Source organism: Bacillota bacterium, from assembly GCA_040754675.1.
Lineage (GTDB): Bacteria > Bacillota > Limnochordia > Limnochordales > Geochordaceae > Geochorda.
Genome location: JBFMCJ010000093.1, coordinates 1 through 10,693, shown reverse-complemented (window position 1 = coordinate 10,693; position 10,693 = coordinate 1). Strand labels below are relative to the sequence as shown.

Genomic DNA, 10,693 nt, shown 5'->3' with positions numbered 1-10,693 from the left:
CTGCCCGTCCGCCGCGTTCGGCCGTCGTTTTCGACGTGAGCGGCGAGACCATCGGGACCGTGGGCGCCCCCCACGCTCCGTTCGTCCCTCTCCGATCGATTCCCCGCCCCCTCATCGACGCCGTCATCGCCACCGAAGATACACGCTTCTTCCGCCACCCCGGCATCGACCCCATCGGCGTGGCGCGGGCCATCTGGACGAACCTCCGGGCGCGCACGGTCGTGCAGGGCGGGAGCACCATCACCCAACAGCTGGCGCGCACGCTGTTCCTCTCGCCTCAGAGAACGGTGCTGCGCAAGCTGGACGAGGCGGCCCTTGCCCTGATGCTGGAGTTGCGGTTTCCCAAGGAACGCATCCTGGAACTGTACCTCAACCGCGTCTACTTCGGCGAGGGCGCCACCGGGGTGGGGGCGGCGGCCCTCACCTACTTCGGCAAGAGCCCCGAGCAGCTGACGCTGGGCGAAAGCGCCCTGCTGGCCGGGCTCATCCGGGCGCCTTCCGCCCTCTCCCCCTACCGCAACCTGCAGGCGAGCCTCGAGCGCCGAAGTGTCGTCCTCAGCCGCATGGTGGAGGTAGGCTTCATCTCGCCCCGGCGGGCGCGCGAGGCAGAGGCCGAGGAGGTGCGCCTGGCGGGCGTTCGGGGAGGGGTGGCGCCGTGGTTTCTTGATTACATCGGCCCGCTCCTGGAGGAAAGGTTCGGGTTCAATTTGGTGCTGCGGGGAGGCCTGCGGGTGCACACCGGCTTCGACCTGCGGATGCAGCGAGCCGCAGTGCGAGCTCTCGGCAACCGCCAGGGCGCCATCGTGGCCATCGATCCCCGGACCGGGGACATCAAGGCGATGGTGGGCGGGAGGGATTACCTGGAAAGCCAGTTCAACCGCGCGACCAACGCCCGCCGCCAGCCGGGGTCGGCGTTCAAGCCGTTCGTCTACGCCGTCGCCGTCGAACAGGGCTGGCCCATGAACGCCATTGTCCAGGATGTCCCGCAGAGCTTCAGCGAATACCGACCGCGGAACTTCGCCGACCGCTACTGGGGCCCGGTGACCATGAAGCACGCCCTGGTGATGTCGTTGAACGTCGGCTCGGTATGGCTTGCGTCGCAGGTGGGCATCGACCGGGCGCTTCAGTTGGCTTCGGCCCTGGGGATCAGCACCATCACCCCGCAGGACCGGCACCTTGCCGTGACGCTCGGCGGCCTGCGCCTGGGCGTGACACCCCTCGAGATGGCCCGGGCGTTTGCGGCGTTCGCGGCGGGAGGGGTGTGGAGGCCGGCCCGGGCGTTCGTGCGGGTCGTGGACGAGGATGGGTTTGTCTGGTTCCAGGCCCCGCCTCCCGAAGGCCGGCGAGTGCTCAGGCCCGAGGTGGCCTACTTGCTGACGAACATGCTCGTGGATGCCCTCAACCGGGGCACCGGCCACCTGGCGCGGCTCGAACGCCCGGCCGCCGGCAAGACCGGCACCACCGACCGCCTGATCAGCGCCTGGTTCGTGGGCTATACGCCCCAGCTCGTGGCCGCCGTGTACATCGGCAACGACGACGGCACCCCGGTCGGCGGCACCGGTGGGGTGCTGGCAGCGCCCATCTGGAAAGCGTTCATGGAGGAGGCGCTGGCGCAGGAGCCTCCCGTCGACTTTCCCGTGCCGGACAACGTGGTGACGGGTGTCCCGGTGGACGTCTTCTCGGGGCGGCGCGCCGCGGGCCTGTGCCGTTTTGTCGAGCATGACGCCTTCGTGAGGGGGACGGAACCCACCTTCTGGTCGGCGTGCGTGGTGGGGATCCAGCCGCCGGGCCGGGGCGCGCGCCCTCCCGAGCCGTTTGCCGGTTCGGAGGCGCCGCTGGGGCCGGAGGAGGCCGGCCCGGGGGCACCCGCGGCCCCTACCGACTCTCTGCCGCCAGAAGGCTAGCCGGGCCGGAGATCTCTGCCCGTGCGGGTACGAGCTGGCCGGCCTCCTTCGCATCCGTCTCCCCGAGCGGGCGGATGCGCAAGCTGGCGCGGCCCTCCCCGACAGGCAGGTTGTCGAAGCGTACCTCACCGAGCCATCCCGGCAGCCGGCCGCCGGTTCGCACCTGCCCCGACAGGCCGTCGACCTCGAGCCCTGTCAGCGCCGCCACCACAAGGAACGGCGCGGCGGCCGCCCACGCCTGCGGCGAGCACGCCGTCGGATACGGAACGGGCGGCCCCTCCTCGGGGCCGAACCCGCAGAAGAGCTCGGGCAGCCTCGAACCTTCGAAGTGCGCGGACGCGTCCAGCAGGCCTCGCACCACCCGGGCCGCCTCCTGGACGAACCCGTAGCGGCTCAGCCCGGCCGCGGCGATCGCGGTGTCGTGGGGCCAGACGGAACCGTTGTGGTAGCTCATCGGGTTGAAGCGGATCTGGCCGGCGGCCGCCGTGCGCACACCGTACCCCGAAAAGAGTGCCGGCCCCGTGAGGTGCGCTGCGACGCCAGGAGCACGCCGCTTTGGCACGATGCCGCCCCACAGGGCGTGACCGGGGTTGGACGTGATGGCGGCCACCGGCCGCTTGTCGGCGTCCAGGGCGTGGGCGTAGAAGCCCTGGTCCTCGAGCCAGAAGGAGCGGTCAAACCGCTCGGCAAGCTGCGAAGCCTTCTCCTGCAGGGCATCCGCCTGACCGGCACGGCCCAGCCGGCGTGTCAGGGTGGCAAGTGACCGGTACGCCTGGTAGGCGTACGCCTGCACCTCCACGAGCGCGACGGGCGGGCGGGCCAGCTGCCCGTCAGCGTGCCAGACGGAGTCCCACGAGTCCTTCCAGCCCTGGTTGTCCAGCCCCGCCCACGAGCGGCGCCGGTACTCGATGAACCCATCGCCGTCGAGGTCCCCGTACCGCTCCATCCACTCGACGGCCTTCCAGACCGCGTCTTCAATGGTGGCGAACGTCTGCCGGTCCCCGGTGGTCAGGGTGTAGTCCGCCGCCAGCGCGGCGAAAAGGGGGGTGGCGTCGACGGTGCCATAGTAGGGGCGGTGGGGGATCAGCCCGAGGCGTGCCGCCTCTCCGAAGCGCAGCTCGTGCAGGATCTTGCCGGGCTCCGCATCGGTCCAGTCGTCCGAGCGGTCCGCCTGATACCGCGCCAGCGTCAGGAGCACCCCCCGGGCGAGGTGCGGTGCGAAGGGGAGCACGAAGTAAGCGGCCCACAGGCTGTCCCGGCCGAACGGCGCCGCAAACCAGGGAATGCCGGCCACCGGGAACGGCCCGTCCCCGAAGTCGGCGACCAGGGCCCGCAGGTCCTCTCGCCCCCGGACGAGCAGCCGCCGGAGGCTTTCGTCCTGCACCTCGATGCCTGCCATCGCGCTGTCCCAGGCCCGGTAGCTGCCGGAGAGCTCCTCCATGGCGCGCCCGGCCAGGCCCTCCAGAGGGCCGGGCGGCTCGGGCAAGGGCGCTTTTGTACCTTCGTGAGGCGCAAGCCACACGACCACCCGCCGGCTCTGGCCCGGCCCCAGATTCAGCTTCCACGAAAGCGATAGCCGCCCCGCGCCCTCGGCCCGGGCAACAGCGTCCTGAGAGGCAGCCACCACGAGACAACGCTCCATGCCGCCAGCTCCCCGGTAGCCGAGCACCCACCGCCGGCCCTCCGGACGCGGCTCCTCGCTTTTCCCTTCTGGCCCCGGGGCGTGGTTTCGCACGACCATGATATCCTTGAAGTCGGCGCCGAGCTGCACCCGCCACTCGAACTCCACGGGCTCGTGACCGTAGTTGGTCAGGCGCGCTTCATCCACAAAGGCGTGCCCGTCGGCCACCAGAGTCCGGTCGACTCCCAGGGAGTGGGCCATGCGGGGCCGGCCGGCCGCCGTAGACCCGCGGTTTGCCATGAAGACTCGGTACGCAAAGGGCGCAAGCGGAGCCGCTTTCAAAACCTTCAGGTCCTCGTCGCCGTCCCCGATCCCGACCCGGTAGGAGGAGAGGTACCGGGTATCCCGGGCGAACAGGCCGAGGGCATCTGCGCCGGTGCACTCGCCGGAGGGCGACAAAACGGCAAACAACGCGCCTTCATTGATGACGAGCTGTGCCACTGCCAGTCTCCTGCCCCTTTTCTCAGCCGCAAACGAACCGCCTGGCCGGTGCCAGAAGGCTGCACCCGCCAGGCGGTCTCACGTACCTGCGCCCCAAAGGCCCTGGAAGGCGTAGGGCCGCTTCTCTTAGCGCTTGGAGTACTGCGGCGCCTTGCGAGCCTTCTTCAGGCCGTACTTGCGGCGCTCCTTCATGCGGGGATCACGCCGCAGCAGCCCCGCTGCCTTCAGCGGCGGCCGCCAGGACGGCTCGATCCGCTCCAGCGCCCTGGCCAGCCCGTGGGCCACCGCGCCTGCCTGGCCCGAAATCCCACCGCCCCGTACCGTGGCCAGCACATCCAGCGAGTCAAGGGCACCGGCCGCCTCCAGTGGCCGGCGAACCAGCGAAAGGAGGGCGGGGCGGTTCTGGAAATACTCGTCGTACTCCTTGCCGTTCACAATGATGCGGCCGGTGCCCGCAACCACACGGACCCGCGCGATGGACTCCTTGCGGCGTCCGGCGACGAGCACCAGCGGCTTTGCACCCACAAGCGTTGACAAATACGTCACCTCACACGTTCAGCGGCTCCGGCTTCTGGGCCGCGTGGGGATGGTCGGCGGTCGCATAGATCTTGAGCTTTTTGATCTGCCGCCGCCCCATCGGGGTATGGGGCAGCATGCCCCAGACGGCCTGCCGGATGACCTCTTCCGGCCGGCGGGCCAGCAAGCTCCGGAGGCTCTCCGTCTTGAGGCCGCCCGGGTGCATGGAGTGGTGCTTGTAGACCTTCTGGTCCAGCTTCTTTCCGGTGACCCGCACGCCCCCCGCGTTGACCACGATCACGAAGTCACCGGTATCGGTGTGCGGCGTGTAATCCGGCTTGTGCTTGCCCCGCAACACGGTGGCGATGCGGCTTGCAAGCCTCCCAAGGACCTTGCCCCGGGCGTCTACCACGTACCACCTGGGCCGGACGTCCTGGGGACGAGCCATCGTTGTCTTGGACGGGTTGACCGGCATAAAGCAGCGGCATCCTCTCGCTTCTTCAGGAGCAGGCACCCGGCTGGCCCGGATAGCCACGCGGCCATTCTAGCCAAAGGCCCGACAGGGTGTCAAGGATCCCGCCGCATCCCCCGAGGCCCGCCGGAGGGGCGCCATAGTGGACGTGGACCAGCACGAGCCCTCGGGCGGGCACCGCGGGTGCGAGCGGGGCCCGGTAGTCTTCGGGATGCTCGAGGGCGTCCAGCACCCGTTCGGCCGGGAGCTTGCCTTCCCCCACCCGCAACAGCGCGCCCACCATCCGGCGTACCATGCGGTACAGGAAGGCGTCGGCCTCAAAACACAACCGCACCCACCTGCCGCCCGGGATCTCCTGCACGTCCACCTGGCACCCGTACAGCGTGCGCCACGTAGTCGCCCCGCGCCGGGTGGGGCTGCCGAAGCCGTCGAAGCGGTGGCGTCCGGTCAGCCGGGCGGTCACCGCCACCATGGCCTCCACGTCAAGCCTCTGTGGCCACCAGAGCGAAAAGCGCCCGAGCAGTGCAGCCTGGCGGGGGTGCTGCAGCACGTGGTAGCAATAGATCCGGCTGGTCGCGTCCCGCCGTGCGTGAAAGCCCGCCGGGGCCTCGCTTGCTTCGACCACCCGCACCGAGGCCGGCAGCCGGTGGTTGAGGGCGGGGGCGATGCGTTCAACGGGGATGGGGCTTCTTGTCCTGAAGTGCGCCACCTGCCCCACCGCGTGCACGCCTGCGTCGGTTCGCCCCGCGCCCACCACCGCGATGGGGTGGCCCAAAAGTTCCCGGCCTGCCTGTTCGAGGAGGCTTTGTACGGTCGGCTTTGCGGGATCTTTCTGGCGCTGGAACCCGTAGAGGTCCGTGCCGTCGTACTGCACCGTCAACCTCACGGTTCTCAAAGCCAGACGCTCACCCCGGCCGCTGCCACCAGGAACGCCGCCAGCGTGGCCCAGTCCCGGGCGTGCATTCGAAGCTGGCGCAGCCGGGTGCGCCCCTCCCCGCCCCGGTAGCATCGGGACTCCATGGCCAGCGCCAGTTCGTCGGCGCGGCGAAAAGCGCTCACAAACAGCGGCACGAGCAGGGGCACAAGCGCACGGGCCCGCGCCAGCATCCCCCCGCGATCGAAGGCGGCGCCCCGCGCCATCTGCGCTTTCATGATGCGGTCCGCCTCTTCGATGAGCGTCGGAACGAAGCGCAACGCGATGGTCATCATCATGGCGAGTTCGTGGGCAGGGAAGCCGAACCGCTTGCCGGGGCTCATGAGGCGCTCCAGACCGTCCGTGAGGTCGATGGGGCTGGTGGTCAGGGTCAGGATCGACGCGCCGGCCACCAGCAGGATGAGCCGTACGCCCATCAGGCCGGCACGGTTCAGGCCCTCGGCCGTCAGCCGGAGCGGCCCCCACTGCCAGATGGTGTGCCCTTCCGTCCAGAAGGCGTTCAACACGCTGCTGATGGCGATCAGCACGACGATGGGCCGCAGCCCCCGCAACACCCACCTGGGGGAGAGGTGGGCCACCGCCACCGCCGCGGCCACCATCGCCGCCCCCACGACAAACCCCCACCATGTCTGGATCAGGAACATGAGCACCACGAAGGCAGTGGTCAGGCCGATCTTGGTGCGGGGATCGAGCCGGTGCAAGAAGGAGCTACCGGGGACGTACTGCCCGAGGGTGATCTCCGTGAGCACCCGCTGCCCTCCCCTCCGGCGAAAGGCCGGGAGCCCGGCGCGCGCCCCCTGTGGCCCCGTTGCGCGTCGCCCGGCCCTTCCACCATCTTGCGATTTCGCCCGCCACCTCGTCCACTGTCAGCCGGTCAAGCCTCACGTCGGCGCCCCTGGCGTGCAGTTCGTGGAGGATCCGAACGGCGGCGGGGATGCTCAGGTGGTGCTCCTCCAGAAGCTTCCGGTGGCGCGCAAAGAGTTCCCGGACGGGCGCGTCGACCGCGATCCTCCCGGCGCTCAGCACGAGCGCGCGCTCAGCCACCTGCGCCACCTCGTCCATGTTGTGGGTGACCAGCACGATGGTCATGCCGGAACGGTTCAGCCGCGACAGCAGCCGCAAGAGCTCCCGCCGGCCTCCGGGGTCCAGCCCCGCGGTCGGTTCGTCGAGGATGAGCTTGGAGCAGCCCAGCGCCAGGACCCCCGCAATCGCGGCTCGCCGCCGCTGGCCGCCGGAGAGCTCGAAGGGGGAGCGCCTCGCGAACTCGGCCGGGCGCAGTCCCACCAGTTCCATGGACCGCCTGACCCGCCGGTCCACCTCCTCCGGGCTCAGCCCCGCAGATCGCGGCCCGAACGCGATGTCGGCGTACACCGTCTCCTCGAAGAGCTGGTACTCGGGGTACTGGAAGACAAGCCCCACCTGGAGCCGGAGCTTGCGCAGGTCGGTGCGCCGGTCGCCCACGTCCTGGCCGTCGACGAAGACCGTTGCCGGGCGGGGGCGAATCAGGCCGTTGAGGTGCTGGATGAGCGTGGACTTGCCTGAACCCGTCGGCCCGATGATGGCCACGAACTCCCCGTCGTCCACGTCGAAGCTCACGTCCGAGAGGGCCCGAACAGCCATCGGGGTGTTCGGCATGTACGTGAAGCTCAAGTGACGGACGCTGATGGGCACAGCCATTCCACCAGTTCGTCGGGGGTCATGAGGCCGGGCGGGACGGGCAGGCCGGCGCGCCGCAGGCGCTCGGCCACGGCCGCGGCCGGAGGGATATCCAGGTCGAGCCGGCGCAGCTGCTCCGTTCGGGTCAACACCTCCCGGGGTGTACCCTCCATGGCGATACGGCCCTGTTCCAGGACGATGACGCGGTCGGCCAGCGTCGCTTCGGCCATCTGGTGGGTGATGAGCACCACCGCCACGTTCAGGCGCCGGCGCAACTCCTGCAGGGTCTGGAGCACCTCGGCCTGGCCCAGGGGATCCAGCATGGATGTCGCCTCGTCGGCCACGATGCACGCCGGCTGCATGGCAAGTACCCCGGCGATGGCGACCCGCTGCTTCTGCCCGCCGGACAGGCGGTGCGGCGGGTGCTGGCGGTAGGCGGCCATACCCACCGTCTCCAGCGCCTGCGTGACGCGCTGCTGCAGTTCCGGGTTCGGGACGCCGAGGTTTTCGGGCCCGAAGGCCACATCCTCTTCAACGGTGGTGGCGACAAGCTGGTTGTCCGGGTTCTGGAAGATCATGCCGACCCGGCGCCGGATCTCCCACGTGGCCGCCGGGTCGCGCGTGTCCATCCCGTCCACCAGGACCCGCCCCCGCTGGGGTACAAGCAGCCCGTTGAGGTGGCGGGCCAGCGTGGACTTGCCGGAGCCGTTTCGCCCCACCACCGCCACGATCTCGCCGCGCAACACCTCCACAGTGATCCCGTTCAGCGCGGCAACCGCCGGGGAGTCTCCACCGGCGGCGTACGCAAAGTGGACGTCTTCGAGCCGAATGAGAGCGCTGTCCATTCGCTCCGGTAACTACACCAGCTCGATCACGGACATCGGCGCCGCGTCGCCCCGGCGCGGGCCGAGCTTCACGATACGCACGTAGCCGCCCTGCCGGTTGGCGTACTTGGGCGCCACCTCGCTGAAGAGCTTCCGGACCGCGCCCTTGTCGGTCAAGAACGCCGCCGCCTGCCGGCGTGCGTGCAGGTCCCCCTGCTTGCCCAGCGTTACCATGCGCTCGGCGATGGGCCGGACCGCCTTGGCCTTGGCCAGCGTCGTGCGGATGCGGCCCCGCAGGATGAGCTGCGTCGCAAGGTGCCGGAAGAGCCACCTGCGGTGATCGTACCGGCGATCCAGTTTACGAGCCTTCACCCGTGCTCCCCCGCCATTCCTACTCGTCGTCGGATTTGCGCAAGCTCAAGCCCAGTTGGGCCAGTTTCTCCTTGACCTCCTGGAGCGACTTCTTGCCCAGATTGCGCACTTTCATCATGTCGTCCTCGGTCTTGCGCGTCAGTTCCCCGACGGTGTCGATGCCCGCCCGCTTCAGGCAGTTGTACGAGCGCACCGAAAGCCCCAGTTCCTCGATGGGCATCTCCAGGACGCGGTTGCGCTCCCGCTCCTGGGGGCTTTCCAGCAGCGTCACCTGCTCTTCGGGCCTGGTCAGGTTCTTGAACAGATCCAGGTGCTGCATGAGGATCTGCGCCGCCGAGGAGACCGCGTCCAGGGGGGCGATGGTGCCGTTCGTCCAAAGCTCCAGGACCAGCCGGTCGAAGTCGGTGCGCTGCCCGACACGGGTGTTTTCCACCGTGTAGTTGACCTTCCGGACCGGGTTGAAGATGGAGTCGATGGCCATGACCCCGATGGGTTGCCCCGGCTGCTTGTTGCGCTCGGCAGGTACCCAGCCCCGGCCCTTGACGATGGTCATCTCGATGGAGAGGTGCCCACCTTTTTCAAGGGTGGCGATGACGTGGTCCGGGTTGAGGATCTCCACGTCGGGGCCGACCTTGATGTCCTTGGCCAGCACCGGGCCCTCTCCCGAGGCCTCCAGGCGCGCCGTGACGGGGCCGTCCCCGTGCAGCCGCACCACCAGGCCCTTCAGGTTGAGGATGATGTCGGTCACGTCTTCCCGTACGCCCGGCACGTGCGAGAACTCGTGCAACACACCGTCGATGCGGATGGTAGCCACCGCCGCCCCGGGGAGCGACGACATCAGAACCCGCCGAAGCGAATTGCCCAGCGTGATGCCATATCCGCGCTCCAGCGGCTCCACCACGAACTTCCCGTACGTATCCGTCACTTCCGCCGTCTGGATGGTGGGCCGCTCCAGTTCCAGCATCACTGCCATCTCCACTACCGCCTCCCGTCTGCGTGGCCCAAAAGGATCCCTGGCCGTTAGCGGGAGTAATGCTCGACGACGAGCTGCTCGTGCACGGGCGTGTCGATCTGCTCCCGGGTGGGCGCTGCCAGGATACGGCCCTCCACGCGTTCCGGCCAAAACTCGAGCCACGCCGGAAGGCCTCGTCCGGCCGCGGCCGCAGCGTTCTCCCGGATCAGCGCAACGTCCCGGCTGCCCTCCCGGACCCCAATCACGTCGCCAACCTTCAGCGGATAAGACGGCACGTCCACCCGCCGGCCGTTGACGGTGAAGTGCCCGTGGGTCACGAGCTGGCGGGCCTGCGGCCGCGACACGGCCAGACCGAGCCGGTAGACGACGTTGTCCAGCCTCATCTCCAGAAGCCTCAGCAGCGCCTCGCCCGTAACGCCCTTGCGCCGCGCCGCGTAGCGGAAGTACCGCCGGAACTGCTGCTCCATGAGCCCATAGTAACGGCGCAGCCGCTGCTTCTCCCGCAGGTGCTGCCCGTACTCGGTGGGCTTGCGACGCATCTGGCCGTGCTGCCCCGGCGCATAATTGCGCCGCTCAATGGCGCACTTTTCTGAGTAGCATCGCTCACCCTTCAGAAATAGCTTGACCCCCTCCCGCCGGCAGAGGCGGCAGGCGGGGCCGAGATGGCGTCCCATGTAAGCTTGCCCTCACTCCCCTGACACTCTTTCGCCGTGTCCGTTTTCCGCTGTGTTCGCCGTATGTGCCCGGAGCACCACTAGACACGCCGGCGCTTGGGCGGCCGGCAGCCGTTGTGGGGGATCGGCGTCACGTCCTTGATCGCCGTCACTTCCAGCCCGGCGGCCTGGAGCGAACGGATGGCCGTCTCCCGCCCGGATCCGGGTCCTCGGACCCGCACCTCCACTTCCCGCATGCCGTGCTCC

At 69.2% G+C, this 10,693-nt stretch carries 12 protein-coding genes; 1 reads left to right on the top strand and 11 read right to left on the bottom strand.

The genetic code is table 11. The annotated features are described in order from the left end of the window. On the top strand, positions 1–1,904 hold a 1,904-nt coding region (locus AB1609_07540), incomplete at its 5' end, for a PBP1A family penicillin-binding protein (protein MEW6046321.1). Here the strand turns inward: AB1609_07540 and AB1609_07535 are convergent. The 11 genes from AB1609_07535 to rpsK all read right to left on the bottom strand — a co-directional run. After that, entirely contained in the window at positions 1,876–4,026 is a 2,151-nt protein-coding gene (locus AB1609_07535) for a glycogen debranching N-terminal domain-containing protein (GenBank protein ID MEW6046320.1), read from the bottom strand. The genes AB1609_07540 and AB1609_07535 overlap by 29 nt on opposite strands. 126 nt (positions 4,027–4,152) lie before the next feature. Continuing rightward, positions 4,153–4,563 (bottom strand): 30S ribosomal protein S9, encoded by a 411-nt coding sequence (gene rpsI / locus AB1609_07530; GenBank protein MEW6046319.1) that lies wholly within the window; start codon positions 4,561–4,563, stop codon positions 4,153–4,155. A gap of 10 nt (positions 4,564–4,573) precedes the next feature. Further along, a complete protein-coding gene (rplM, locus tag AB1609_07525) occupies positions 4,574–5,017 on the bottom strand; it encodes a 50S ribosomal protein L13 (GenBank protein MEW6046318.1) in 444 nt (147 codons plus the stop codon). A 25-nt stretch (positions 5,018–5,042) separates the two neighbouring features. Then, positions 5,043–5,900 carry a tRNA pseudouridine(38-40) synthase TruA gene (gene truA, locus AB1609_07520; protein MEW6046317.1) on the bottom strand — a complete coding sequence of 286 codons (858 nt, stop codon included), beginning with the start codon at positions 5,898–5,900 and terminating at the stop codon, positions 5,043–5,045. 5 nt (positions 5,901–5,905) lie between these two features. Next, positions 5,906–6,697 (bottom strand): energy-coupling factor transporter transmembrane component T, encoded by a 792-nt coding sequence (locus AB1609_07515; protein MEW6046316.1) that lies wholly within the window; start codon positions 6,695–6,697, stop codon positions 5,906–5,908. After that, positions 6,657–7,625 (bottom strand): energy-coupling factor transporter ATPase, encoded by a 969-nt coding sequence (locus AB1609_07510; protein ID MEW6046315.1) that lies wholly within the window; start codon positions 7,623–7,625, stop codon positions 6,657–6,659. The genes AB1609_07515 and AB1609_07510 overlap by 41 nt, the downstream gene beginning before the upstream one ends. Then, positions 7,595–8,449 (bottom strand): energy-coupling factor transporter ATPase, encoded by an 855-nt coding sequence (locus AB1609_07505; GenBank protein MEW6046314.1) that lies wholly within the window; start codon positions 8,447–8,449, stop codon positions 7,595–7,597. Before AB1609_07505 ends, AB1609_07510 begins: the two co-directional genes overlap by 31 nt. Before the next feature lie 12 nt (positions 8,450–8,461). Further along, positions 8,462–8,800 (bottom strand): 50S ribosomal protein L17, encoded by a 339-nt coding sequence (gene rplQ / locus AB1609_07500; GenBank protein MEW6046313.1) that lies wholly within the window; start codon positions 8,798–8,800, stop codon positions 8,462–8,464. Positions 8,801–8,819: 19 nt separating this feature from the next. Continuing rightward, positions 8,820–9,764 carry a DNA-directed RNA polymerase subunit alpha gene (locus tag AB1609_07495; GenBank protein MEW6046312.1) on the bottom strand — a complete coding sequence of 315 codons (945 nt, stop codon included), beginning with the start codon at positions 9,762–9,764 and terminating at the stop codon, positions 8,820–8,822. 56 nt (positions 9,765–9,820) lie between these two features. Beyond that, positions 9,821–10,447 (bottom strand): 30S ribosomal protein S4, encoded by a 627-nt coding sequence (gene rpsD / locus AB1609_07490; protein MEW6046311.1) that lies wholly within the window; start codon positions 10,445–10,447, stop codon positions 9,821–9,823. Between the two features lie 80 nt (positions 10,448–10,527). Then, positions 10,528–10,693 (bottom strand): 30S ribosomal protein S11 (gene rpsK / locus AB1609_07485; protein ID MEW6046310.1); only part of this gene is annotated, 166 nt, incomplete at its 5' end.

Coding starts and splice junctions, on each gene's coding strand:
- rplM (MEW6046318.1), bottom strand. CDS start 5,017: ATGCCGGTCAACCCGTCCAAGACAACGATGGCTCGTCCCCAGGACGTC.
- AB1609_07510 (MEW6046315.1), bottom strand. CDS start 7,625: ATGGCTGTGCCCATCAGCGTCCGTCACTTGAGCTTCACGTACATGCCG.
- AB1609_07505 (MEW6046314.1), bottom strand. CDS start 8,449: ATGGACAGCGCTCTCATTCGGCTCGAAGACGTCCACTTTGCGTACGCC.
- AB1609_07495 (MEW6046312.1), bottom strand. CDS start 9,764: ATGCTGGAACTGGAGCGGCCCACCATCCAGACGGCGGAAGTGACGGAT.
- rpsD (MEW6046311.1), bottom strand. CDS start 10,447: ATGGGACGCCATCTCGGCCCCGCCTGCCGCCTCTGCCGGCGGGAGGGG.